Genomic DNA, 23,700 nt, shown 5'->3' with positions numbered 1-23,700 from the left:
TACCGTTCCGGTATGGGATGGGCCAGTTTCTCCGGTGACGAGGTGGCGGCGCTGACCGCCGGTGAGAGCTTTTTCACGGCTCCGGGCGAGCGGGACTGTCCCGCGTGCGGCGAGCGCCGGCTGCGGGCGTACGTGACCACGCCGCCGGCCGCCCGCCGGCCCACCCTGGTCAGCTACGTCTGGTGTTCGTCCTGCCGCAAGTTCGTCGGCACCCGGGCCCGGCACCCCGAGGGCCTGGTCTTCTCCGACCCGCTCGCGGCCCTGCCGGCGGGCGAGCGGCGGTTGCTGGAGGGCAGCCTGGTGGGCTTCCTGGCGCACCTGGACGAGCTCTGGGACACCGGCGTGCTGCCGCAGACTTTCGTGGCCTGACGACTTTCGGACTTGCCGGCGGTGGCATCCTGGTCCTATGGTTCATTACATGAGTAATGAACCGCAGAACTAGGGAGGCTCGGTGTTCGACGACCGGAGCCCGATCTACCTGCAAATCGCCGACGGGATCAAGAACGACGTCCTGAGTGGGGCCCTCAAGGAGGACGAACAGGTCATGTCCACCAATCAGTACGCGGCCTTCTATCGGATCAACCCGGCCACCGCGGCCAAGGGCTTCGCCCAGCTGGTCGAGGAAGGCGTGCTCTACAAGAAGCGGGGGATCGGGATGTTCGTCAGCCCGGACGCCCGCGAGAAGCTCCGCCGGGAACGGCGGGAACGATTCTTCGCCGAGGTGGTCGAGCCGATGCTCGCCGAGGCGGGACGCATCGGGATCGGCCTCGACGAAATAGTGCGGCACCTGGGGGAGCGGCGATGATCGAACTGCGTGACGTCAGCGTCCGGTACGGCCGCAAGACCGCCGTCTCCGAGGTGAACCTCGACCTGCCGGCCGGCAAGATCTACGGCCTGCTCGGGCGCAACGGCTCGGGCAAGACCAGCCTGCTCAGCGCGCTCGCGTCGTACCGCCGGCCGAGCACCGGCCGGGTGCTGGTGAACGGCGCCGAGGCGTACGAGAACCCGGAGGTCATGCGGTCCACCTGCTTCATCCGGGACTCCCTTGACGTGACCGAGACCGACCGCCTCCAGGGGGTGTGCAAAGTGGCCGGCTGGCTGCGACCCACCTTCGACAGCGAGTACGCGGCCAAGCTGCTCGACCTGTTCCAGCTGGACCCCCGGGAACGCGTCATGCGGCTGTCCCGCGGCCAGAAATCCGCGCTCGGCGTGGTGCTCGGCCTGGCCGCCCGCGCGCCACTGACCATCCTGGACGAGAGCTACCTGGGCATGGACGCGGTGGCCCGGAGCACCTTCTATCGCGAGGTGCTCGCCGACTACCTGGCCCACCCGCGGACGTTCATCCTCTCCACCCACCTCATCGAGGAGGTGGCCGACCTCTTCGAGCGGGTCGTCATCCTGGACCGCGGCCGGGTGCTGCTGCACGAGGAGACCGAGCAGTTGCGCGGCCGGGGCGTCACGGTCACCGGCCCGGCCGCGGCGGTCGGCGAGTTCGTGACCGGCCGCACCGTGCTGAGCGAGCGGAGCCTCGGCGGGATCCGCGAGGCCACCCTCGACGGCCGGCCCGACCCGGCCGACGTGGCCCGGGCCGAGGCCGCCGGGCTCACCTTCGGGCCGGTCGGCGTCCAGGAGCTCTTCGTCCATCTCACGTCATCGCAACCGCTGGAGGCGACCCGATGAGCGTCAGCAGCGCCCTGTTCCGGCTGCACCGGGCGATGATCCTGGTGTTCGCCGGTATCGTCGTGACGGTCGAGGTGACCGTAGTGCCGATCATCACCAACTTCACCGATCTCGGGTTCAGCTTCTGGCTGGGCCTGGCCGGCTCGGCCGCGAAGTACTGGACCCTGGTGCTCGGCATCATGCTGGTCTCGGGGCACCTCAAGGTGTTCGTGACCAACGGCTACACGCGGCGCGCGTTCGCGGCCGGTGCGACGGTGTTCGTCACGATCGTGGCGGCCGGCGTCGCCGCGGTCGTGACCCTCGGGCACTGGCTGGAGAGCACCGTGGTCGTCGCGCTCGGCGAGGCGGCGTCCGACTACCCGGTGCTGACCGGCGGCGGCCTGCCCGGCGAGTTCGGCCGGGTGTTCCCGGTGTCGCTGGCCTGGGCGGTCACCGGTGCGCTCATCGCGCTCGGCTTCTACCGGTTCGGCGGCTGGCGCGGGCTGATCGCGATGGTGCCCGCCGCGCTGCCGGCCGCGGTCTCCGAGGGTCTGGTCGCGATCAACGAACGTGGACTGTCCGCCGACCTGCTGCCCTACCTGATCGAGGTGCTGATCTCGCTGACCGTCACGGTGTTCGGGTTGGCGGTGTTCGGCCTGCTGACCCGGGGCGTGGCGATCCGGCGGACGGCCGGCTGAGGCTCACTGGGCTGATCCTCACTGGGCTGATCCTCACTGGGCTGATCCTCACTGGGGTGCGGTCCGCTGGTGTGCCAGGTCGTAGAGCCAGTCGCGGGTGACGGGCATGTCCGAGCCGCCCGTCACCCGGCGCAGCGCGTCGGCCGGACCCACCCCGAGCAGCACCAACGTGGTGCAGGCCAGCAGGGTGGACCGGCCGACCCCGCCGAAGCACTGGGTCACCACGAAGCGGCCGGCCCGCACGTTGGCGGCCAGCCGCCCGGCCAGCAGGATCACCTTGGTGGCCTCCTCGCGCGGGACGGCGTCCTCGGCGGCCGGGAACGCGATGAAGTCCATCCCGACCTCGGCAGCCGCCTCCGCGGTGTCCGACAGGCCCAGGCGCTCCTGCTCGGCCGTGGTCAGCGCGGACACCAGCACGCTGACGCCGGTGTCGGCCAGTTCGCCGAGGCGCTCCGCCGGCCACGCGTCCTGGCGCGGATGCGCGATGGTGGCCAGCTGGCCGGAGCCGAGACCGGCGATCACGTGGAGTGGTGCAGTCATCAACCCGCAGTTCTCTCGTCCGGTGGCGGCGGCCGGGTCATCCCTGGAGTGGTTCACGCAGAGTAGGGTCTTGCCCGGCAAGCCCGCTAGCGAGAGGCGCAAAAAGTGACGACCCCTCGGAAGACCCGCGTGGCGATCGTGTTCGGCGGTCGCAGTTCCGAGCACGCCATCTCCTGCGTGAGCGCCGGAAGCATCCTGGCCGCACTAGACCCGGGCCAGTACGACGTGCTCCCGGTCGGCATCACCCGCGAGGGCCGATGGGTACTGGCCGGCAACGACCCGGCGGCGCTGGCCATCACCGACCGCCGGCTGCCCGAGATCACTGCGGACAGTGGCAGCGCGGTCGTGCTCGCCGCCGACCCGACCGCCACCGAACTGATCGTCCGCGATCCGGCCGACGGTGTCTCCACACTGGCCGGTGTCGACGTGGTCTTCCCGGTGCTGCACGGCGCCTACGGCGAGGACGGCACCATCCAGGGCATGCTCGAGATGGCCGGCATCCCGTACGTGGGCGCCAACGTCTTCGCCTCGGCGGCGGCCATGGACAAGGAGTTCACCAAGAAGCTCGCGGCCGCCGAGGGCATTCCGGTGGGCCCGTACGCGGTGCTGCGTGCCGGCGTCTCGCTGTCGGCGGAGGACAAAGAGCGGCTCGGCCTGCCGGTGTTCGTGAAGCCGTCGCGGGCCGGCTCGTCGCACGGCATCACCAAGGTGACCGACTGGGCCGGCCTGGAGGCGGCGGTTGCGGCGGCCCGGCAGATCGACCCCAAGGTGCTGGTCGAGGCGGCGATCGTGGGCCGCGAGATCGAGTGCGGCGTGCTGGAGGGCGAGGCCGGCGGCGCGCCCGAGGCGTCCCTGCTCGCCGAGATCCACGTGGACGCCCACGACTGGTACGACTTCGAGGCGAAATACCTGGAGGGCGGCCGCTACGACGTCCCGGCCGACCTGCCCGCCGAGGTGACCCGCGAGCTGCAGGAGTACGCCCGGCGCACGTTCACCGCCCTGGACTGCGCGGGCCTGGCCCGGGTCGACTTCTTCGTCACGGCCGACCACCGGATCTACCTCAACGAGATCAACACGATGCCCGGGATGACCCCGACCTCGATGTTCCCGGTGATGTGGGCGGCCACCGGCCTCGAATACCCCAAGGTGGTCGACCGCCTGATCCGCACCGCCCTGCGCCGCGGCACCGGACTGCACTAGTTGCAGCCGCTGGGCACTCCCGTGGCGCGGGACTTGACCGTGCGGGCCACCGCGTCGGAGAACTCGTTGGCCCACTGAGCCGGGTTTTCGTAGCTGCCCGGCACCGACACCCGGACGGCCACCTCGCGGTCCATGGTGGTGAACACGTCGAGGGCCGGGCCGTCCTGGCCCCACCAGCAGACCCCGTCCATCCTCAGCATGATGTCGGTCAGCGGCACGCAGCCGTCCCGCCCGCCGTCCGCCTGCTCGCACATGACCGGCTGCGGGACCCCGCAGGCCAGGGTGATCGGCGGCTCGCCCCACGCGGCGTTCTGCTCGGGGCCGGCGCTGACCCGGCGCGGCGGCAGCGCGCGCAGGTCGGTGGGCAACTGCGAGGTGACGGCGAGGCAGGCTGGGCGGGTCTCGGCGTCGAGTTGCGGTGCGGCCATCGGCACCGGTGCCGACGGCACCGCCGCCGGGGTGCTGGCGGCCGGTGCGGGCCGGGCGGCCGGCTGCTCGGACGCCATCCGGGCAAAGATCAGGAGACCCGCGAGCACGGCGATCGGGACGGCGAACGCGGCGGCCCAGAGGGCGGCACTGCGCGTCGTCTTGTCTTTCGTCGGGGCTTTCGGCGGCGTCTCCAGGTCGACCATTCTCAGATGTTTACCACGGAGCAGGTGACCGTCCGCATGATGCCCTGCACCCCCTGGACCTTGCTCACGATCAGCCCGCCGAGGTCGTCAACGGTGTGCGCCTCGGCCAGCACGACCACGTCGTAGGGCCCGGTGACCGCGTCCACCCGGATGACTCCGGTGATCTTTCCGATCGCGGCGGCCACGTCATGGGCCTTTCCGACCTCTGTTTGGATCAGGATGTATGCCTGTACCACGATCCGCTCTCCCATCTGCCGCCAGCCGTAACCCGAACGTGAAACTACCGTAAGAATCTGTCTGGCTGCGGGATGCCACCGGAAGGAAAGGCTGTATCCGTGAGCATTGCCGATACCGGTGAGTTCGGGCTCATCTCCCGGGTGGTCGCCCGGCTCGACGCCGGCCCGAAGGCGCTGCTCGGCCCGGGCGACGACGGCGCGGTGGTGGCCGCGCCCGACGGCCGGGTGGTGGCGTCCACCGACGTGCTGGTCGAGGGCCGGCATTTCCGCCGCGACTGGGCCGGCGCCGCCGAGATCGGCCGCCGGGCCGCGGCGGCGAATCTGGCCGACATAGTGGCGATGGGTGCCGATCCCACGGCGTTGCTGGTGGCCCTGTGCGCACCGACCGACTTGGACGTCGCCTGGGCCGAGGAACTGGCCGAGGGCTTAGCCGCCGAGACGGCCCTGGTGGGCGCGGGCGTGGTGGGCGGCGACGTCTCGGCCAGCCCGACCCTGATGATCGCCGTCACCGCCCTGGGCGACCTGGGCGGGCGTCCGCCGGTGACCCGCGACGGCGCCCAGCCCGGCGACATCGTCGCCCTGGCCGGCCGGACCGGGTGGGCGGCCGCCGGCTACACGATCCTTTCCCGCGGATTCCGTACGCCGAAGGCACTGGTCGAGGCGTACCGGTGCCCCCAGGTCCCGTACGCCGCCGGTCCCCGGGCCGCGGCGGCCGGCGCCACCTCGATGATCGACGTCTCGGACGGCCTCCTGCAGGACATGGGGCACGTGGCCACGGCCAGCCTGGTGGCGATCGACCTGCGCACCGAGGCTTTCTCCGTACCCGACCAGATGCGCGACGCCGCCACGGCACTGGGCGTCGACCCGTACCACTGGCTCTTAGCCGGAGGCGACGACCACGCGCTGGCCGCGACCTTCCCACCCGGCGTGACCCTCCCCGAGGGTTGGCGCGAAATCGGCTCGGTGCACGACGGCGAAGGCCTGACGGTCGACCGCAAGCCGTGGACCGGGGGCACCGGCTGGGACCACTTCCGCTGACATAGATTTGGCCCCGTGCCGGACATCAAGATCAGACAGGCCGACTTCGCCGAACCCGTAGTACGCGCCCTGCTGACCGAGGTCCTGGCCGAACTGTCCCAGCGCTACGGTGGCAGCGGCGACGACACCCCGGTCGCCGCCGAAGACTTCACGGCGCCGCACGGCGCCTTCTTCGTAGCCGACGACGGCGACAGCCTGGTCGGCTGCGCGGCTGGCGCCGCCACGGCCCCGACGCCGAACTGAAGCGCATGTACACCGCGCCCACCACCCGTGGCCAGGGCCTGGGCCGCCGCATGCTGGCCACCATCGAGGAGTCGGCGAGAGCCGCCGGCTGCACCCGCCTGCCTCTGAGCCCGCCGCCTGCCCGGGTCGGTGGGGCCGCCGGAATGCTGACTATCTCCGTCTCGGATCTTGGGGTTGGACGCCGCCGGGCGCGTGCCGCTAGCGGGATCCTGGGCTGGTTGACTGGCGGATTCGGCGGTGTGAAGGTCAAGGACCAGGGCCGCCGGTTGGACCTTGCGTGCGAGGGAGACTGATCACGGGTTCGGGGGGTGCCAGCCGGCGGCGCAGAGGGTGGGCGACCACCCCGGGCGGTGGCGCGCGCCGCATCTGGTCCGGGCGGGCACGATGACGTACGTCTGAAGGCCGTCACCGCCTGCTTGGGGTGCTGTGGATAAGGGCGGGACTGTGGAAACACACGAAGCCGCCGAACCATACGGCCCGGCGGCTGGTGTGGCTTGCTCAGATCAGGCGCGGACGACCTTGCCGGCCTTGATGCAGGAGGTGCAGACCTTGAGCTTCTTGGTCGTGCCGCCACCGGCCGGGGTGCGCACCGACTGGATGTTCGGGTTCCAGCGGCGGTTGGTCCGCCGGTGCGAGTGGGACACGTTGTGGCCGAAGCCCGGTCCCTTGCCACAGACGTCGCACACGCTTGCCACGGGATACTCCTGGGTTTGAAGCGAACTGATAAAGCGCAGAGCTTTGGGCGCCCGCGAAGGGCAACCCGGCAAGGTTACCCGATGCCCCGCGGCGACAGCCAATCGCCCCCGGTCAGGGAGCGGTCGCGCGAGAATGTCGGAGGTCGTTAGTACGATTTTCGCGTGCTGGAGACCCTCGACGACGCCGCGGTACGCCGCTGGTGCGGTGGTGGGCTGGAGGCGTTGCGGGCGCACCAGCACGAAATCGACTTGCTGAACGTCTATCCGGTCCCGGACGGCGACACCGGCACCAACCTGGTCCTCACCCTCACCTCGGCCCAGCAGGCCCTCGACGAGGCGCAGCAGGCCCTCGACGAGACGCCGGCCGCCGACGAGGCGCCGGCCACGCCGCTCGGCCGGGCGCTGCGCCGGATGGCCCGGGGTGCGCTGCTCGGCGCCCGGGGCAATTCCGGGGTGATCGTCTCGCAGATCCTGCGCGGCATGGCCGACAGCCTGGCCACCGCGGCGGCGGTCCGCGGCGGTGAGCTGGCCCGGGCGCTGCGGTCGGCGTCCGAGGCGGCCTACGCGGCGGTGGCCCGGCCGGTCGAGGGCACGGTTCTCTCCGTGGTGGCGGCCGCGGCCGAGGGGGCCGACCGCATCAAGTCCGACGACCTGGTGGTGGTCGCCCGCGAGGCGGCCCGGTCGGCGTCGGAGGCGCTGGCCCGCACCCCGCAGCAGTTGCCGGTGCTGGCCCGGGCGGGGGTGGTCGACGCGGGCGGGCGCGGGCTGTGCCTGCTGCTCGACGCGCTGGTCGACGCCCTGAGCCCGGCGGGCACCGCGGGCCCCGCGGTGCCGCACGCCGAGCACCCCGTGGACCCCGACGTGGAAGTGGTGGCGGCCGACGTGAGCGACAGCGACGGCGGGTTCGGCTACGAGGTGCAATATCTGCTTGATGCGGGCGCGGAAGCGGTCGAGGTCCTGCGCGGGCAGTTGGACGGCCTCGGCGACTCGCTCGTGGTGGTCGGGACCGGGGACGGCACCTGGAACGTGCACGTCCACGTTCCGGCCGAGCGCATCGGGCCGGCCGTCGAGGCGGGGGTGATGGCCGGGCGCCCGTACCGGATCTCGGTGACGTCGCTGGCGGACACCCGGCCGCATCGGCACGCCCCGCCGCCCGACGGTGATCTGCGCGGTGCCGTCGTGGTGGCGGCGGGGGACGGGCTCACCGCGCTCTTCGAGGCCGAGGGAGCGACCGTGGTGGGGCGCAACCCGTCGACCCGGGAGATGCTCGACGCGATCGCCGCTACCGGCTCCGGATGTGTGGTGCTGCTGCCCAACGACGCCAACACGCACGCCGTGGCCAGCTCCGCGGCCAGGGAGGCCGAGGCGGCGGGCGCACGGGTCAGCGTCGTGCCGACCCGGTCTCCGGTGCAGGCGCTGGCGGCGCTCGCGGTGCGGGACCCGGGGCGGGCGTTCGCGGACGACGTGATCGCGATGGCCGAGGCGGCCGGTGCGTGCCGGTACGGCGAGGTTTGTACGGCGCAGCGCGATTCGCTGACCGTCGCGGGGCCGTGCCGGGCCGGTGAGCTGCTCGGGCTGGTCGACGGCGAGGTGCACGTGATCGGGGCCGACCTCGAGGACGTGAGCCGCCGGCTCCTCGACCGGATGCTGGGCGGCGGTGGCGAACTGGCCACCCTGGTGCTCGGTGCCGACGCACCGGCCGCGCTGGAGGACACCCTGCGCGGGCACGTCACGCACACCTGGCCGTTCGTCGAGCTGCAGTGCTACGCGGGCGGCCAGCCCCGGTACCACCTGCTGGTTGGAGTGGAATGAGCGAGCCCACGACCACCGACACGCCGCTGCGCAAGGTGCTTGGCGAGCGTACGGCCAAAGCCCTTGCCACCCACCTGGAGCTGGAGACCGCGGGGGACCTGATCTATCACTTCCCGCGCCGGTACGACGAACGCGGCGAGCACACCGACATGCGCCGGCTCGAGATCGGTGAGCAGGTGACGCTGCTCGCCCAGGTGCAGGCGGTGAGTGTCAAACCGATGCGGGCGCGCAAGGGCAACATGCTCGAGATCACCATCGGTGACGGCTCGGGGGCGACGCTCAGCTGTACGTTCTTCAACCAGGCGTGGCGCGAGCGCGACCTGAAGCGGGGGCGGTGGGGGCTGTTCGCCGGCAAGGTCACCGACTTCCGGGGGAAGCGCCAGCTCAACAGCCCGGCCTACCAACTTCTCCGGGCCGACGCCACCCAGGACGAGGCGGCCGAGGAGATCGAGGAGTTCGCCGGCGCGCTCATCCCGGTCTACCCGGCCGCGCAGGCGGTGCCGACCTGGGTGATCGCCAAGTGTGTCCGTACCGTGCTCGACACGTTCCAGCCGCCCGACGATCCGTTGCCGGGCGCGGTGCGGGCCAACCGCAACCTGGTCGGCATCGGCACCGCGCTGCGGGAGATCCACCGGCCCAGTTCCAAAGAGGCGTTGTATGCCGCGAAGTACCGGCTCAAGTGGGACGAGGCTTTCGCCGTACAGCTGACTCTGGTGCAGCGACGGCAACGCGCGGCAGCCGCGCCCGGCACCGCCCGGCCTCGCGTCGGGGGCGGCCTCCTGGCGAGGTTCGATGCGAGTCTGCCGTACGAGTTGACCGACGGTCAGCGGCAGGTGGGCGAGGAGATCGCGGCCGACCTGAGCCGGCCGCACCCGATGCACCGGCTGTTGCAGGGCGAGGTCGGCTCCGGCAAGACGCTGGTGTCGGTGCGCGCGATGCTCCAGGTCGTCGACGCGGGTGGGCAGGCGGCCCTGCTGGCGCCCACCGAGGTGCTCGCCACCCAGCACTTCCGCGGGATCAGCGCGCAGCTGGGCGCCCTCGGCCGGGCCGGTGAGCTGGACGGCGATCCGGCCGGCACCCAGCTCACCCTGGTCACCGGTTCGCTCGGGGCGGCCGCCCGGCGGGCCGCGCTGGCCAAGGTCGCGGACGGGAGTGCCGGCATCGTCGTGGGCACGCATGCATTGCTGTACGAGGGAGTCGACTTCGCCGATCTCGGGCTGGTCGTGGTCGACGAGCAGCACCGGTTCGGCGTGGAGCAGCGGGATGCGTTGCGAGCCAAGGCGGCCCGGCCCCCGCACGTGCTGGTGATGACCGCAACACCCATTCCCCGTACGGTCGCCATGACCGTCTACGGCGACCTGGAGACGTCCACTTTGTCGCAGTTGCCGCGCGGCCGGTCGCCGATCGCGTCGCACGTGGTGCCGCCGGAGAAGCCGGCCTTCCTGGACCGGGCCTGGCAGCGCCTGCGCGAGGAGGTCAAGGCGGGGCATCAGGCGTACGTGGTCTGCCCGCGGATCGGCACCGGCCTGACCGACGAGGACGAGGAACTGAGCCTACCCGCGGCGGAAAACCCCAGAGTAAACCCCGAACCCTCCGACAACGAACCGGCCCGGCGGCCCCCGCTGGCCGTGACCGAGGTGGCGCCGCTGCTCGAGGAGGGTCCGCTGCGCGGCCTGCGGATCGGCGTGCTGCACGGCAAGCTGCCCGCCGACGAGAAGGACGCCGTGATGCGCGCGTTCGCGGCCGGCGACCTGGACGTGCTGGTGGCCACCACGGTGATCGAGGTGGGCGTCGACGTCCCCAACTCCACCGTCATGATCATCATGGACGCCGACCGGTTCGGGGTGTCCCAGCTGCACCAGTTGCGCGGCCGGGTGGGCCGGGGCTCGGCGGCCGGCATCTGCCTGCTGGTCACCGAGTCGGTGGAGGGCACCACCGCGCGCGAACGCCTGGACGCGGTCGCCTCCACCACGGACGGCTTCCGGCTCTCCGAGATCGACCTGGAGCAGCGCCGCGAGGGCGACGTGCTGGGCGCCTCGCAGTCCGGAAAGCACTCCCATCTGCGTCTGCTGTCCCTGCTACGGGACGCCAAACTGATCACCGAGGCGCGCGCCGAGGCGTCCGAACTGATCGCCGACGACCCCGACCTGATCAAACACCCCGCGTTGGCCGCCTCGGTGGCCGCCCTGGTCGACGAGGAACGCGCCGAATACTTGGAGAAGGGATGATTCTGCATATCTGCCCGCGCGATGCGTGGGCCAAGGCCGTCGAGGCGGGCGTCTACGAGGGCGACACGCTGGCGGTCCAGGGCTACATCCACTGCTCCACCCCGGAACTGGTGCACCTCCCGGCGAACGCGCTGTTCCGCGGGTGCACCGACCTCCTGCTGCTGGAGATCGCCGAGGACCGTTTGCCGGTCCCGGTCACCTGGGAAGAGGGCGACCCGCCGCACCCGGACGGCAAGCTGTTCCCCCACCTCTACGCGGCCCTACCGGTCGGCGCTGTCGTCGGGGTGACGGAATATCTCCCGGCCGCGGACGGCTCCTTCACGCCGAAAGGCGCGCCACCCGAGGGGTGACGCGCCTTTCTCACTGCGGGCTGGTTCAGGCGGTGAAGTTCACCCGGCGCCGGCGGGCCAGGAAGAACAGCACGCCGCCGATGATCAGCAGCAGGGCCGCGCCACCGGCGACGGTGCCCGCGGCGGCACCGGTCAGCGGCAGTTCACCGCCGCCGCCACCGGCCACCGGGCTGGTGGTCGGCGTGGCCGGGGTCGTCGGCACCGAGGTGGACGCGGACGGCGACGGCGAGCCGCTGTCCGACGGGCTCGGCGACGGGTTGACGCAGTCCTCGGGCTTGGTCCAGGTGATGACGCCGTTCTGCGCGTCCAGGTCGCCGCTCACGGTGACGGTGAGCCCGTCCTGGCCGGGGAACGTGATCGGCGCGGGGCTCTGGCCCGGCTGCACCGTGACGGTCTGCGCCTCGCCCTTGTTCGGGGTCAGCGTGACGGTCACCGGCACGCCGTTCGCCGGGTTCTTGATCGTGAAGACCAGGCCGTCACAGGTGCTCACCAGCGATGCGTCCGGCTTGCCGACCTCGGGCTCCTGGCAGTCCTTCGGCTTGGTCCAGCCGCCGCGCCAGATTTCCTTGCCGTTGGCGGTGACCACGATGCTCTTGGCGTTCGCCGCGGGCACGTCGAGGTCCGCGATGGCGTTGCGCGCCACCGACACAGACTTGTCAAAGCCGGCGTCCCCGGTCACCTTGAACTCGGCGGCCAGGTTGCTGCCCTGCCGGTTGATCAGCTTGAGCTTGACGTTGCCGGTGCAGTCCGAGAGATCCTCGACGGCGGGCTTGGCCTCACAGGTGCCCTTCCCGCCGTTGTACCACTCGAGCTTGCGGTCGCCGTACAGGTCCTTCTCGCTCACCAGCGGGTTGATGATCCGGCTGCCGCGGACCAGGTCGACCTGGGTGAAGCAGGTGGGCACCTCGACCTTGAACTCGAGTTTGGCACGGGTCAGCTTGCTGGCCTGGGCGGGCGGCTCGAAGCTCTTGACCGACGAGTCCATGACGTACTGGGGCAGGGCGAACTTCGCGGAGGGGGCGGTGTAGGACACGAGCGCGAAGTCCTGGTTGGCGCAGAGCGGGCCGTTCAGGAGCACGATGGTCGCGGTGCCGGCGGGACCGTCGAGGTGGGACCGGTACTCGGCCCGCTCAACGGGAGTGCAGCGCTTGCCGCCGCCGTGGCCGCCGTTGCCGGTCGCGTGCGCCGAGGTGGCCACGCCACCGACGCTGAGCAGGGCCGCGACGAGGATTGCCGCGGCGCGGGAGAGGGGGTTTCTCACTACGGGAACTCCAAACTTCGGGGGCAAAGAGGGCGCGCCGACGTGGTCGACGCGCCCCCTCGTTTCTCGTTCCGTGTTGCGTGCTCGCTGGTCAGGCGAGCCTGGTCATCAGGCGGTGAACTGCACCTTGCGGCGGCGGGCCAGGAAGAACAGCAGGCCACCGACGCCCAGCAGGACCGCGGCGCCACCGGCGATGCCACCCGCGGCGGCACCGGTGACCGGCAGGCCACCACCCTCGCCGTCGCACTCTTCGGCGGCGGGCTCCCACTTGATGTCACCGAAGTCCAGGACCTCGCCGTCGTAGCTGATCTCGACGCTCAGGCCCTCGACGCCGTCGAAGAAGACCTCGGTCTTCTTGCCCGGCGTGATCGGCAGTTCCTTGGTCTCGCCCTGGTTCGACTTGACGGTCAGGACGAGTTCCTCGACACCGTCCGGGAGCTCGACGTCCGCCGGGGTGTCGGCCTTGATCAGCAGGCCGTCGCAGTAGGACTCGAACGCGAACTCGGGTTCCGGCGACTCGTCGCCCGGGGTCTCGGTCGGCGTCGGGGACGGGCTGGACGGGCCGGGCTCGGGCTCGTCCTTCTTGCAGCCCTCGCTGCTCGGCTTCTCGACGGAGAGCTCCGCCTCCTTGACGACGATCTTGCTCACCTTGCCGCCGTCTTTGCCGCTGTCCTTGCGCCAGGCGCTGCCTTCGGTCTCGCCCTCGGTCCCGTAGTCCCACTTGGCCTTGACCTTGAGCTTTGCCACCGTGTCCGAGGCGGACAGTTCCTGGGTGGCGGTGAGGTTGGTGCCGGCGAGGGGCAGCGTGTCGCCGACCTTCACACCGGAGACGGTGCCGCCCTGCGGTGCCAGGACGCTCACCTCGATGAGCGTGGCGGTGAGGTTGGACTGGCTGTTGCCGATGGTCCAGGTGACCTTCCAGTCACCCGCGGCGGTCGTGCAGACCGCGTCACCCGACAGGGTCGGGTGGTGTGCGCTGGCCGGGCTGGCGGCGATGCCGACGGCACCGGCCACACCCAGGAACGAGCCGGCGAGCACTGCGGTAGCGCGCCGAAGCTTGGACTTAAGCAGGTTCACGCGTACTCCATGTGACAGGGGTTCGGAGACACGGCGAGGAAGGGGCCAGCCAGCGCCGGAACGGTTGGCGGAAGCTGTCGACGACGCCTCCCCACGTCGTCGAAACGCGGCCGTAACCACGTGCGACAGCGACTGACCATAGCCACTTATGTGAATCTGGGAAACACCTCAGGAGCCGCTAAAACTGTTGTTGCCTATCCGTGATCTTTGATCGACGGAACGCTTCCGTATCGATGCCTAGAGTGGTGACGGGCTGCGGAATTGTTCACTCTGTGAGTGACCTGGGTAAGTGGTGAGTTAGCTTCGAGGTGTGCTATTCCCCGACCCGCTCGAGGCGCCATGACCAGGATCATCGCCGGTGCGCACGGTGGTCGCCGGCTGGCCGCCCCGGCCGGTGCGCTGACTCGGCCCACTTCGGACCGGGTCCGTGAGGCTTTCTTCAGTGCACTGGATTCGATGACCGATCTGTCGGGAGCGCGATTCGCCGACCTCTTCGCCGGGTCTGGGGCGGTTGGTCTGGAGGCGTTGTCCCGCGGGGCAAGCTACGCGCTTCTGGTCGAATCGGACGGCCGCGCGGCTCGGACGATTCGCGACAACATCGTCGCGCTGCGTGTGGGCCCGGTGGCACGGCTGGTGACCGGCAAGGTGGCCCAGGTGCTCGCCGCCCCGCCGGAGGGTGGCCCGTACGACGTCGTCTTCGCCGACCCGCCGTACTCGGTGGACGATGCCGAGATGGCCGCCATGCAGCAGGCGTTGCTGGACAACGGATGGCTGGCGCCGGACGCCGTGCTGGTCGTCGAACGTTCCACCCGTACGCCACTGACCTGGGTGGACGGCGTCACAGCCGACCGCAGCCGACGGTACGGCGAGACTACTCTTTGGTACGGTCGCCGATCATGAGACGAGCAGTGTGTCCCGGCTCTTTCGACCCGGTCACCAACGGTCACCTCGACATCGTCGGGCGGGCCAGCCGGCTGTTCGACGAGGTGGTCATCGGCGTACTGATCAATCAGTCGAAGTCCGGCCTCTTCACGATCGACGAGCGCATCGAGATGCTGCGCGAGGCGACCGCCGAGTACGAGAACGTCCGGGTCGCCTCGTTCCACGGCCTGCTGGTCGACTTCTGCCGGGCGCAGGGTGCCGCCGTCGTGATCAAAGGACTACGCGCGGTCAGCGATTTCGACTACGAGTTGCAGATGGCGCAGATGAACATCGGGTTGTCCGGCGTGGAGACATTGTTCATGCCGACCAATCCGCTCTATTCGTTTCTGTCATCCAGCCTGGTCAAAGACGTGGTCAAGTGGGGTGGCGACGCATCGTCGTACGTTCCGGACTTTGTCGGCGACCGGTTGGCCGAGCGCCTCAAGCAGAACTAGCCCCACCGGCGTGCCGAAAACGGGCACGGCGGTGACGCAGTAACGTGATCGCACCACGCTGCGTGGGGCTAGACGACCAGAGGTGAGGCAAACCGGTGGATCCGCTCGACCGCATCGACGAGGTCATCGAACTCGTCCAGGAAGCGCGCTCCGTACCGATGTCGCGGACGAACTTCATGTTCGACCGCGGTGAAATGATCGAGCACCTCGAGGTGCTCCGCTCCGAGCTGCCGTCGGAGCTGCGCAAGGCCGCCGCAGTCCTGGACGAGCGGGACCGGATCATCGAGGCCGGGCGCCGGGAGGCCGATCGGATCATCAGCGAGGGTGAGACCGAACACGCCCGGCTCGTCTCGGTCAACGAGATCACCGTCTCCGCCGAGCACGAGGGCGCCCGGATCATCGCCGAGGCCCGCACCGAGGCCCAGCGGCTGCGTGAGGAGGTCGACGACTACGTCGACACCGCGCTGGCCAACTTCGAGCAGTTCCTCACCCGCGCGCTCGCCTCGATCGAGCGCGGCCGGGACAAAATGCACGCGCTGCGCGAGATCGGCACCTTCCAGGGCGAGGACAGCGAGCGCCCGCTCCCCTTCTGAGGGGGCCTGATTCGACGCTGGGGCGCCAGCTCAGGTAACCTTTTTCGTCGGCCTACCTATGGCTGAGAGTTCATGATGCCCAAGTCACCGCAGAGTCACCTGGATCCCAGGCAGCCGCTGGTCGTCGACACGACGAAACTCCCGCGCCAGCCTGGTGCTACGCGTGCCCTGAAACGGGTGGTCCCGGCACCGGCGGACCTCGGCCTGGAGCTGATCTCGGTCCTCGAGGGGTCGGACGTCGAGCTCGATCTCGAGCTCACGTCGGTCTCCGAGGGGGTCTACGTGTCCGGCCGGGTCCGCGGCTCGCTCACCGGCGAGTGCGGTCGCTGCCTCAACGAGATCAGCCGGCCCTTCGACGTCGCACTCAAGGAGCTTTACGCGTACGCGGACAGCACCACCGAGGAGACGACCGACGAGGACGAGGTGGGCCGCATGCAGGGCGACCTGATCGACCTGGAACCGGCGGTCCGGGACGCGGTGGTGCTCATGCTGCCGACCAACCCGCTCTGCCGGGCGGACTGCCCAGGGCTGTGCTCCGAGTGCGGGGTGCATCTCGACGACCTGCCGGCCGACCACAGCCACGAGGCCGTCGATCCTCGCTGGGCCGCTTTGCACCAACTGACGAAACCTGAGGAGTAGGAACCGTGGCCGTCCCCAAGCGCAAGATGTCGCGCAGCAACACCCGGTCCCGCCGGGCGAACTGGAAGGCGACCGCGGTCGCGACCCAGGCGTGCCCGCAGTGCAAGTCGCCGAAGCTGCCGCACACCGCCTGCTCGGTCTGCGGCACCTACAACGGCCGTCAGGTCCTCGAGGTCTGAGCCTCGCGGGTGACGCGTCCTAGCACAGGGCGGGTCGCACCTGAGCAACGGCGAACCACCGGTGCGCCGGCTCCGATCCGGGAGCCGGGCACCGCGCGGATCGCCGTCGACCTCCTCGGCGGGGACCATGCTCCCGCCGTCGTGGTTGACGGCGCTCTGCGCGCCTGCCAGGCCGATCCGGCCCTACACCTCCTTCTCGTCGGCCCGGCTGAAGCCGCCGACGCGGTGGTTGCTGCCCTCGATCCCGATCAGCGGGCGCGGGTGGTCACCCTGGGTTCCGATGAGGGCGTACGCGCTGCCGTGCGCGCCGTGGCCGAGGGCCGTGCCGACGCCGCTCTCTCGGCCGGCAACACCGCCGACACCGTCACCTCGGCCGCCCTGCACCTCGGGCGCTGGCCGGGGGTCCGCCGCCCGCCGCTGACCGCCGTGCTGCCCAGCGCGGCCGGCCGGCTCGTGCTGCTCGACGTCGGTTCCTCGGTCGACCCCGACAAACAGACCCTGGCCGTGCACGCCCGGCTGGGCGCCGCCTACGCCGCCGTGGTGCACGAGGTGCCGGCGCCCCGGGTCGGCCTGCTCACCATCGGCACCGAATCCGGCAAGGGCGACCGGCTGCGCCGCGCCGTCCCGCCGCTGCTCGCCGGCCTCGATCTGCCGGCCGGCGCCTCCTACGTGGGCCTGGTCGAGGGCCACGACGTCGTGACCGGCGCGGTCGCCGACGTCGTGGTGACCGATGGCTTCACCGGAAACGTCCTGCTCAAAGGCCTGGAGACGGCGTACGCCGCGCTGGGCTCACCGGACCGCACCAGCACCGGCGTGCCGCCCCGCGCGGCGCTGCTGCTGGGCGTGGCCGGCACCGTCGTCGTCTGTCACGGTGCGGCCTCCGGGCCCGACGTGGCGGCCGGCATCGACCTGGCCGCCCGCCTGCACCGCCGCGCCGCGGTGCCGGCGATGGCCGCACTGACCACTGCCAACGAGGTGTTCGATGAACGATAAGCGCCGCCGGCCGCCGACCCTCCCGCTGGAGGAGGCCTTCGGTGTCCCGTTCGAGCCGTCCCTGCTGGAACGGGCGCTCACGCACCGCTCGTACGCGTACGAGAACGGCGGCCTGCCCACCAACGAGCGGCTGGAGTTCCTGGGCGACTCGGTGCTCGGCGTCGTGATCACCTCGGCGCTGTACCACAATCACCCGGACCTGCCCGAGGGCCAGCTGGCCAAGCTGCGGGCCAGCGTGGTCAACATGCACGCGCTCGCCGACGTGGCCCGCGGCCTGGGCCCCAGCGGCCTGGGCCCGCATCTGCTGCTCGGCAAGGGCGAGGAGACCACCGGCGGCCGGGACAAGGCCAGCATCCTGGCCGACACGTTGGAGGCGCTGCTCGGCGCCATCTATCTGGAGCACGGCCTGGACGTGGCCGGCGACGTGATCCACCGGCTGTTCGACCCGCTGATGGCCGAGTCGGCCGGCCGGGGCGCGGCGCTGGATTGGAAGACCAGCCTGCAGGAGCTCACCGCCGCGCTGGGCCTCGGCGTACCGGATTATGTGATTGAGGATTCCGGGCCGGACCACGCCAAGACGTTCACCGCCTGGGTGGTGGTGGCCGGCGAGCGCTACGGCGGCTCGGAGGGGCGCAGCAAGAAGCAGGCCGAGCAGCGGGCCGCGGCGGCTGCCTGGCGCACGCTGAACGACCGCGGCGCCGAGGCCACCGCGGACGACAGCGAAACCGTCCGGTGAGTCTCGCGGTGGACGACCGGCCCGAGAGCCCGGTGGCCGAGCCACGGGAACGCCTCTGGACGGCCGCCGGCCGCTGGCGCGGGCTGTTCGCCGCGCTGGGCATCTTCGCGCTGACCCGGGTGGGCCAGTTGCTCGTGCTGGCCTGGCTGGACGGCGGTGCCGACGAGCCGGCCGGGATCCGCGAGCGGCTGCTGGTCTGGGACGCCGGCTGGTTCCTGCGGGTCGCCATGGACGGCTATCCGGAGTCGTACACGTACGGCACGAACGGGCAGCTCGAGGGCAACGAGCTGGCCTTCTTCCCGGTCTATCCGATGCTGATCCGCGGCCTGGCCGCGCTCGGGCTCGGCCCGCAGTCCGCCGCTCTCACGGTGAGCTGGCTCGCCTCGGCCGGCGTCGCGATCGCGCTGCACCTGCTCGGCACCACGCTGTACGGCAAGCGGGCCGGCTGGGCGCTGGTCGCGATCTGCTGCTCGGCCCCGGTGTCCATCGTGTTCTCGATGGCCTACTCCGAGGGGATCTTCCTGGCCCTGGTGGCCGGCATGCTGGTGGCCGCGCACCGCCGGGTGTGGTGGGCGGCCGGCCTGCTCGGGCTGGGCGCCGCGCTGACCCGGCCGACCGGTGCCGCGGCCGCGCTCGCCCTCGCGGTGGCCGCCGTGCTGGCGGTCCGCGAGTCCCGGCAGAAGGCGTGGCAGCCGCTCGGCGCCGCGGTGCTGGCCCTGTCCGGCGTTCCGCTGTTCCTCGCCTGGGTGGGCTGGCGGGTGGGCGACCCGGCGGCCTGGTTCCGGATCCAGACCGCCGGCTGGGGCACCTCGTTCGACTTCGGCACCAGCACGGTCACGTTCGTCACCACGACGCTGCGCGACGGCGACGGCTGGATCCCGGTCAGCGTGGCGCTGATCCTGCTGGTGGCGCTGGCCGCGGCCGGGGTGGCGCTGGCCGGCAGGCCGTGGCTGCCGCTCGCGGTCTACGGCGTGGTGGCCATGGTGCTGGTGTACGGGCAGGCCGGCTTCTACCACTCGAAGCCGCGACTGCTGGTGCCCGTACTGTTGACGCTGCTGCCCGCGGCCGTCGCGGCGGCCCGTGCCCGCCCCCGGGTCGCGGTGCTCTCCATCGTCGCCTGGGCGGCGTTCGGCCTGTGGTACGGCGCCTACCTGGTCGCCGTCTGGCCGTACACGTTGTAACCACAGAGGAGATCGCGCGGTGCCCGAGCTGCCCGAGGTCGAGACCGTCCGGCAGGGCCTGGCCAAGTGGGTGGCCGGCCGCACCATCCGGACCGTCGAGGTGCACCACCCGCGCGCGATCCGGCGGCACCTGCCCGGCGACGGTCACTTCATCGCGATGCTCCAGGGCCGTACGGTCCTGGACGTGTCGCGCCGCGGCAAATACCTGTGGCTGCCGCTCGACTCGGGCGACGCGATCGTCGGGCACCTGGGGATGAGCGGCCAGCTGCTGATGCAGCCGGCCACCGCCGAGACCGAGAAACACCTGCGGATCCGGTTCACCTTCACCGACGACGGGCCCGAACTGCGCTTCGTCGACCAGCGCACGTTCGGCGGCCTCGCGGTCTCCGAGGGTGGCGCCGAGCTGCCGGCCGAGATCTCGCACATCGCCCGCGACCCGATGGACCCGCTTTTCGACGATGAGGCGTTCGTGGCCCGGCTGCGCGGCAAGCACACCGAGGTCAAGCGGGCGCTGCTCGACCAGACCCTGATCAGCGGGGTCGGCAACATCTATGCCGACGAGGCCCTGTGGCGGTCCGGGCTGCACGGCAACCGGGCCACCGACCAGCTCACCCGGCCGGCCGCCAAGCGGCTGCTGGCCCACGTGCGGGACGTGCTGGGCGAGGCCATCGTGGCCGGCGGCACCAGCTTCGACGCGCTCTACGTGAACGTGAACGGGGAGAGTGGCTACTTCGACCGGGCGCTGAACGCGTACGGTCGGGAGGGACAGCCGTGCCACCGGTGCGGCACGGCCATCCGCCGGGAGCAGTTCATGAACCGCTCGTCGTTCAGCTGTCCACGCTGCCAGCCCCGCCCGCGAACGCGCTGACGTACGGGCTGGCGTCGGTGGCCAGGCCGAACCCGGCACCGCGCCGGCCCATCAGCCGCCGGGCCGCGGTGAGCAGGCTGGCCGGCACACCGTGCACGAGGTGGCCGTCGCCCGGCCGCACGCCGTCGCCGTCCCAGCTCTGGTACGCCGACCACGGACCGTCGAAGACGCAGATGCGTACGCCCAGATCGCGGTAGAGCGGGTGGGTCGGCACACCCGGATTGAGCACCACCCGGTGCAGGCCGCGCCGGGCCGCCAGCCGCACGGTAAGCGCCACCGGCCCCACCCCGCCGGACCCGGCCGGAGCCCGGTCCAGGAACAGCCCCTCGACCCCGTCCTCGCGCCAGGCGTCCACGTCGGCCAGCACGTCGGCCAGCGAGCGGCTGCCCCAGTCCAGGTCGATCCGGCCCAGCGACTGGTGCAGCGTGCGGCGTTCCCCGGGCAGGTCCCGGATCAGCCAGGTCTCGGTGTCCAGGGCGAGTTCGGGCGCGGGGTGGGCGTACGGCGGGAACAGCGTCTTCACGTTCGTCTCCGATGGTCGGCGGCGGTCAGGGCGACGACGAGCAGGCCGGCCAGATGGGTCACGGCGAGTGCGCCAACGGCGTCCGGCAGGGGGCCGGCTGTCGACAGCGGGAGGACTTTGAGGGCGGGGATGGCCACCGGCGGCGCGGCGGCGAGGCAGGCGGCGACCGCGGTGCGGCCCCGGGCGGCGAGCAGGAAGGTGACCGCGAAGACCCCGCCGAGCAGCATGCCGCCCGCCAGCACCAGCACGTTCGGCCGGATGTCGCCGAGCGTGGCCACGGTGGCCGGCAGCCGGTACGCGGCCACCGCGAGCGCGATACCCATGGCGAACGGCGGCAGCAGCCCGGCCAGCGTGACCAGGGTGACCCCGCGGACCTGACCGGCCTCGACCTGGTCGGTGTGCCAGCCGATCAGCGCCTCCAGGATCGGCACCGCGAGCAGCAACGGCAGCCAGAACGGCACGGTCGAGCCGGACGGGCCGGCCTGCCACAGCACCCCCACGCAGATCGCCTGGGAGGCGCCGATCACCAGGTGCCCGCCGGCCCGGCGCACCTCCGGCGCGGACGGCCGGTAGGAGCGGCGCTCGCCCGGCAGCATCGCCGGCCGGAACGCGCGGACCAGCGCCACCACGATCGCGGCCGGCAGCAGCGTGCCGATCGGCAGCCACGGCACCGGCGACCCGGCCAGCGCGGCCACCGCGGCGACCCCCAGCAGCCAGGCCGGCAGACACCACCGGACGACCGCGACCTCGGCCCGGGTGACCAGCGCCGCGGTGACCGTGGCCAGGGTGGCGAGCCCGCCGAGGCCGACCACCAGGGCGAGGCCGCGGTGCGGGCCGAGCAGCGCGGCCGGTGCCACCCAGACCAGCGCGCACCAGAGACCGGCCACCGCCGCGAAGCCGCCGCCGACCAGCCGGCAGGCCGCCTCGATCCCGGCCCGCCGGGCGACCGCCACCCCGGCGCTGGTCAGCGCCTGGGCCGCGGTCCAGCCGAGCAGCAGGGTGGCCACCGGCACCGGCCAGGCCACCCGGGAAAGCGGATCGCCGGCGGCCACCGCGACGCTGAGCGGCCCGAGATAGAGAGCGCAGCGCACCAGGGCGGCGGTCAGGTAGGCGCGGCTGCCGGGAGCGCGCCGGGAGCGGCTCCGCCGGTGGTCCGGTACGGCCGGGACGATCTCGGCGACCTCGGGCAGCGGGGTGGCGGCGTGCCGTGGCCGGACCCGTACTGCGGGCGTGTGCCGGGCCGGCGCAGGCAACGCGGGCCGACGGCCACGGGTGCGTTGCGTCCGGGTCGCGGCCCGTCGTGGGGTGATCGTCATCGGCCCTCCCCGGCCAGGCTGATCGTGGTGGTCATCGGTCCGCCGGGGTCGGCCGGGCCGACCGGCTGCCGGGCGTCCGGCCGCAGCCAGCGCAGCGTGGCCGGCGGTTCGGCGCGCGGTGCCGGCACGGCGAGGGTCAGCTCGAACGCGGCCGGCGGCGGCGGTCCGGCCAGGTCGGTGTAGAGCGCGCCGTACACCCGCACCACCCGGTCGGTGGTGAAGTGCAGCAGCGCCCGGCGCCGGGCCGCGTCGCCGAGGGTCCGGCGCCGGCCGGGCTGGCGCAGCAGGCCCACGATGGCCATCGCGAGCTCGGCCGGGTCGTCCGGTTGCACCAGCACGCCGGCCTCGCCGAGCGTCTCGGCCGCCGGACCGACGTCCACCCCGACCACCGCGCGGCCGGACATCATCGCTTCGATCAGCCGGTACGGCGGGTCGGCCGGTCCCGGCACGTGCGCCACCACGTGCCCGCGGGTGTACCGGTCGCGCGGGTCGGCGGGCAGCGGATGCAGCCGGACGGCCCGGCCCAGGCCGGTGCGCTCGATCATCTCGGCGCAGTGGTCCTCGTGTGCCGCGGTGACGCCGACCAGGTGCAGAACGGTGCCCGGCACCGCACCAGCGACCTGTTCGAACGCGGCCAGCAGCGGACCCAGCCCGCTGTCCGGCCCGCCGCTGCCGGCCCACACCACGGCCGGCTCGGTCTCCGGCTCGGCGACGCCCGGGTATTCGGACGGGTCCACCCCGGCGGGCACCTGCACCAACCGGGTTGCCGCGGCGCCGTGCCGCAGCGCCCAGCCGTGGTGGTATGCGCTGAGCGGCGCGATCAGGCCGGCCTCGGCGTACCCGGTGCGGGCCACCGCGGCCCGGAACCGGCGCAGCACCGCGCGCACCGCGGGGGACAGCCGCTCCTCGTGCGGCTTGTGCCGGGTCACCGGCGCCCGGGCCTCGGTAAGCAGCAGCGGTACGCCGGACCGCCAGCGACCGGCCAGCGCGGCGAGCAGCGGGGTGGTCCCGCCCACGCAGTGCACCAGCCCGGTTTCCGGCAGTTGCACGGTCAGCGCGCCGAGCGCATGCCGCAGCAGGGTCGCGGCGGTCTTGGCATCGCGCGCGGCGAGCCGGGGCAGCGGCTGCTCCGAGGTCTCCGGCTCGCCGCCGCGCCACGCGTCCATCAGGAGGTCGGCCAGCGGGACCCCGCCCAGCGGGTCGGGCCGCTCGTCGGCGAGTTCGGCCAGGCCGCGCAGCCCGGCGGTGAACCTGCCCTGTTCGAGCAGGCCGCGGCAGAGCAGGTGAGCGGCGCCCCGGCCGGTCTCGTTGTGATCGCCGCGCCGGCGTTCCCGGGCGGGTTCCCGGCTGACCTGTACGGCACGGGCCGAGCCGACGTTGAGCGGCAGCGGGTACGCGGGCGCGGCCGGCGGCTCGCGATCGGTGACCGTCAACAGGTCGAAGCGGAACCGGCGCAGTCCCTCGACCAGGCTCCGGCACCATCCGCTCAGCGCGTCCCGGCGGTACGGGTACCCGCCGCCGGTGAGCAGGCATACGCGCTCGTGCGACGGGGTCGATTTCACGAAGGAGGCAACGACACAGCGGGGGCTGGCCGCGAGAACCTGTCGGGTAGGCGACAGAATAACGC

Annotated in this window: 29 protein-coding genes; 20 read left to right on the top strand and 9 right to left on the bottom strand. The window is 72.0% G+C overall.

Translation table 11 applies throughout. The features are described 5' to 3' along the window. Positions 1-12: 12 nt before the first annotated feature. From Ari01nite_RS05835 to Ari01nite_RS05820, 4 genes are all read left to right on the top strand, one after another. Complete coding sequence (locus tag Ari01nite_RS05835) at positions 13-369, top strand: hypothetical protein (protein WP_203780002.1); 357 nt, start codon at positions 13-15, stop codon at positions 367-369. Between the two features lie 82 nt (positions 370-451). Further along, complete coding sequence (locus tag Ari01nite_RS05830) at positions 452-805, top strand: GntR family transcriptional regulator (RefSeq protein ID WP_203780001.1); 354 nt, start codon at positions 452-454, stop codon at positions 803-805. Beyond that, complete coding sequence (locus Ari01nite_RS05825) at positions 802-1,680, top strand: ATP-binding cassette domain-containing protein (RefSeq protein WP_203780000.1); 879 nt, start codon at positions 802-804, stop codon at positions 1,678-1,680. The genes Ari01nite_RS05830 and Ari01nite_RS05825 overlap by 4 nt, the downstream gene beginning before the upstream one ends. Further along, entirely contained in the window at positions 1,677-2,357 is a 681-nt protein-coding gene (locus Ari01nite_RS05820) for a hypothetical protein (RefSeq protein WP_203779999.1), read from the top strand. Before Ari01nite_RS05825 ends, Ari01nite_RS05820 begins: the two co-directional genes overlap by 4 nt. Positions 2,358-2,405: 48 nt before the next feature. Here the strand turns inward: Ari01nite_RS05820 and Ari01nite_RS05815 are convergent, their stop codons facing one another. Further along, positions 2,406-2,897, bottom strand: a complete 492-nt coding sequence (locus Ari01nite_RS05815) for a protein-tyrosine phosphatase family protein (RefSeq protein ID WP_203779998.1) — start codon at positions 2,895-2,897, stop codon at positions 2,406-2,408. Positions 2,898-3,002: 105 nt separating this feature from the next. Here Ari01nite_RS05815 and Ari01nite_RS05810 point away from each other — a divergent pair, with 105 nt between their 5' ends. Beyond that, positions 3,003-4,097: a D-alanine--D-alanine ligase family protein gene (locus tag Ari01nite_RS05810; RefSeq protein WP_203779997.1), complete on the top strand. Its 1,095-nt coding sequence runs from the start codon at positions 3,003-3,005 to the stop codon at positions 4,095-4,097. Here the strand turns inward: Ari01nite_RS05810 and Ari01nite_RS05805 are convergent. Further along, positions 4,094-4,729, bottom strand: a complete 636-nt coding sequence (locus tag Ari01nite_RS05805; protein ID WP_203779996.1) for a DUF3515 domain-containing protein — start codon at positions 4,727-4,729, stop codon at positions 4,094-4,096. The genes Ari01nite_RS05810 and Ari01nite_RS05805 overlap by 4 nt on opposite strands. 2 nt (positions 4,730-4,731) lie before the next feature. Next, entirely contained in the window at positions 4,732-4,965 is a 234-nt protein-coding gene (locus Ari01nite_RS05800; protein WP_203780328.1) for an Lrp/AsnC ligand binding domain-containing protein, read from the bottom strand. 72 nt (positions 4,966-5,037) lie between these two features. Here Ari01nite_RS05800 and Ari01nite_RS05795 point away from each other — a divergent pair, with 72 nt between their 5' ends. The 3 genes from Ari01nite_RS05795 to Ari01nite_RS51660 are packed head-to-tail and all read left to right on the top strand — an operon-like array spanning position 5,038 to position 6,539. Then, complete coding sequence (locus Ari01nite_RS05795; protein ID WP_203779995.1) at positions 5,038-6,003, top strand: thiamine-phosphate kinase; 966 nt, start codon at positions 5,038-5,040, stop codon at positions 6,001-6,003. 15 nt (positions 6,004-6,018) lie between these two features. Next, positions 6,019-6,246: a hypothetical protein gene (locus Ari01nite_RS49625; RefSeq protein ID WP_438872134.1), complete on the top strand. Its 228-nt coding sequence runs from the start codon at positions 6,019-6,021 to the stop codon at positions 6,244-6,246. Then, positions 6,207-6,539 (top strand): GNAT family N-acetyltransferase, encoded by a 333-nt coding sequence (locus Ari01nite_RS51660; protein WP_438872147.1) that lies wholly within the window; start codon positions 6,207-6,209, stop codon positions 6,537-6,539. The genes Ari01nite_RS49625 and Ari01nite_RS51660 overlap by 40 nt, the downstream gene beginning before the upstream one ends. Positions 6,540-6,749: 210 nt before the next feature. Here the strand turns inward: Ari01nite_RS51660 and rpmB are convergent, their stop codons facing one another. Next, entirely contained in the window at positions 6,750-6,941 is a 192-nt protein-coding gene (gene rpmB / locus Ari01nite_RS05785) for a 50S ribosomal protein L28 (RefSeq protein WP_026207002.1), read from the bottom strand. Positions 6,942-7,103: 162 nt separating this feature from the next. Here rpmB and Ari01nite_RS05780 point away from each other — a divergent pair, with 162 nt between their 5' ends. Genes Ari01nite_RS05780 through Ari01nite_RS05770 form a run of 3 tightly spaced genes read left to right on the top strand, consistent with a single transcriptional unit; the run spans position 7,104 to position 11,331 of the window. Further along, complete coding sequence (locus Ari01nite_RS05780) at positions 7,104-8,753, top strand: DAK2 domain-containing protein (RefSeq protein WP_203779994.1); 1,650 nt, start codon at positions 7,104-7,106, stop codon at positions 8,751-8,753. Continuing rightward, on the top strand, positions 8,750-10,981 hold the full coding sequence (gene recG, locus Ari01nite_RS05775) for an ATP-dependent DNA helicase RecG (RefSeq protein ID WP_203779993.1): 2,232 nt from the start codon (positions 8,750-8,752) through the stop codon (positions 10,979-10,981). The genes Ari01nite_RS05780 and recG overlap by 4 nt, the downstream gene beginning before the upstream one ends. Next, the gene (locus Ari01nite_RS05770; RefSeq protein WP_203779992.1) at positions 10,978-11,331 is read left to right on the top strand and encodes a DUF952 domain-containing protein; all 354 of its coding nucleotides are present in this window, start codon (positions 10,978-10,980) and stop codon (positions 11,329-11,331) included. Before recG ends, Ari01nite_RS05770 begins: the two co-directional genes overlap by 4 nt. Positions 11,332-11,356: 25 nt before the next feature. Here Ari01nite_RS05770 and Ari01nite_RS05765 read toward each other — a convergent pair whose 3' ends face one another. Further along, positions 11,357-12,592, bottom strand: a complete 1,236-nt coding sequence (locus Ari01nite_RS05765) for an LPXTG cell wall anchor domain-containing protein (protein ID WP_203779991.1) — start codon at positions 12,590-12,592, stop codon at positions 11,357-11,359. Positions 12,593-12,700: 108 nt separating this feature from the next. Further along, positions 12,701-13,669: a hypothetical protein gene (locus Ari01nite_RS05760; protein WP_203779990.1), complete on the bottom strand. Its 969-nt coding sequence runs from the start codon at positions 13,667-13,669 to the stop codon at positions 12,701-12,703. A 339-nt stretch (positions 13,670-14,008) separates the two neighbouring features. On the opposite strand from Ari01nite_RS05760, the gene rsmD reads away from it, so the two are divergent. The 9 genes from rsmD to mutM all read left to right on the top strand — a co-directional run bounded on the left by rsmD (position 14,009) and on the right by mutM (position 20,234). Next, complete coding sequence (rsmD, locus tag Ari01nite_RS05755; protein WP_203779989.1) at positions 14,009-14,569, top strand: 16S rRNA (guanine(966)-N(2))-methyltransferase RsmD; 561 nt, start codon at positions 14,009-14,011, stop codon at positions 14,567-14,569. Then, a complete protein-coding gene (coaD, locus tag Ari01nite_RS05750; protein WP_203779988.1) occupies positions 14,566-15,045 on the top strand; it encodes a pantetheine-phosphate adenylyltransferase in 480 nt (159 codons plus the stop codon). The genes rsmD and coaD overlap by 4 nt, the downstream gene beginning before the upstream one ends. A gap of 95 nt (positions 15,046-15,140) precedes the next feature. Beyond that, positions 15,141-15,638, top strand: coding sequence for an SPFH domain-containing protein (locus Ari01nite_RS05745; RefSeq protein WP_203779987.1), 498 nt, complete (start codon positions 15,141-15,143; stop codon positions 15,636-15,638). A gap of 75 nt (positions 15,639-15,713) precedes the next feature. Next, positions 15,714-16,277: a YceD family protein gene (locus tag Ari01nite_RS05740; protein WP_203779986.1), complete on the top strand. Its 564-nt coding sequence runs from the start codon at positions 15,714-15,716 to the stop codon at positions 16,275-16,277. 5 nt (positions 16,278-16,282) lie between these two features. After that, positions 16,283-16,456, top strand: a complete 174-nt coding sequence (rpmF, locus tag Ari01nite_RS05735; RefSeq protein WP_020518010.1) for a 50S ribosomal protein L32 — start codon at positions 16,283-16,285, stop codon at positions 16,454-16,456. Between the two features lie 75 nt (positions 16,457-16,531). Continuing rightward, entirely contained in the window at positions 16,532-17,449 is a 918-nt protein-coding gene (locus tag Ari01nite_RS05730) for a phosphate acyltransferase PlsX (protein WP_239162541.1), read from the top strand. Next, positions 17,439-18,185, top strand: a complete 747-nt coding sequence (gene rnc / locus Ari01nite_RS05725; protein WP_203779984.1) for a ribonuclease III — start codon at positions 17,439-17,441, stop codon at positions 18,183-18,185. Before Ari01nite_RS05730 ends, rnc begins: the two co-directional genes overlap by 11 nt. Further along, entirely contained in the window at positions 18,182-19,366 is a 1,185-nt protein-coding gene (locus Ari01nite_RS05720) for a glycosyltransferase family protein (protein ID WP_203779983.1), read from the top strand. The genes rnc and Ari01nite_RS05720 overlap by 4 nt, the downstream gene beginning before the upstream one ends. 19 nt (positions 19,367-19,385) lie before the next feature. Beyond that, entirely contained in the window at positions 19,386-20,234 is an 849-nt protein-coding gene (gene mutM, locus Ari01nite_RS05715) for a bifunctional DNA-formamidopyrimidine glycosylase/DNA-(apurinic or apyrimidinic site) lyase (protein WP_203779982.1), read from the top strand. Here the strand turns inward: mutM and Ari01nite_RS05710 are convergent. Genes Ari01nite_RS05710 through Ari01nite_RS05700 form a run of 3 tightly spaced genes read right to left on the bottom strand, consistent with a single transcriptional unit; the run spans position 20,194 to position 23,635 of the window. Next, the gene (locus Ari01nite_RS05710) at positions 20,194-20,757 is read right to left on the bottom strand and encodes a spherulation-specific family 4 protein (RefSeq protein ID WP_203779981.1); all 564 of its coding nucleotides are present in this window, start codon (positions 20,755-20,757) and stop codon (positions 20,194-20,196) included. The genes mutM and Ari01nite_RS05710 overlap by 41 nt on opposite strands. After that, positions 20,754-22,073, bottom strand: coding sequence for a hypothetical protein (locus Ari01nite_RS05705; RefSeq protein ID WP_239162497.1), 1,320 nt, complete (start codon positions 22,071-22,073; stop codon positions 20,754-20,756). Before Ari01nite_RS05705 ends, Ari01nite_RS05710 begins: the two co-directional genes overlap by 4 nt. After that, a complete protein-coding gene (locus Ari01nite_RS05700; protein WP_203779980.1) occupies positions 22,070-23,635 on the bottom strand; it encodes a DUF3492 domain-containing protein in 1,566 nt (521 codons plus the stop codon). The genes Ari01nite_RS05705 and Ari01nite_RS05700 overlap by 4 nt, the downstream gene beginning before the upstream one ends. Positions 23,636-23,700: the final 65 nt, after the last annotated feature.

This window comes from Paractinoplanes rishiriensis, assembly GCF_016862375.1.
Classification (GTDB): Bacteria; Actinomycetota; Actinomycetes; order Mycobacteriales; family Micromonosporaceae; genus Actinoplanes; species Actinoplanes rishiriensis.
Note: the sequence above shows the minus strand (reverse complement) of the source record. Positions and strands in the feature narration are given on the sequence as shown.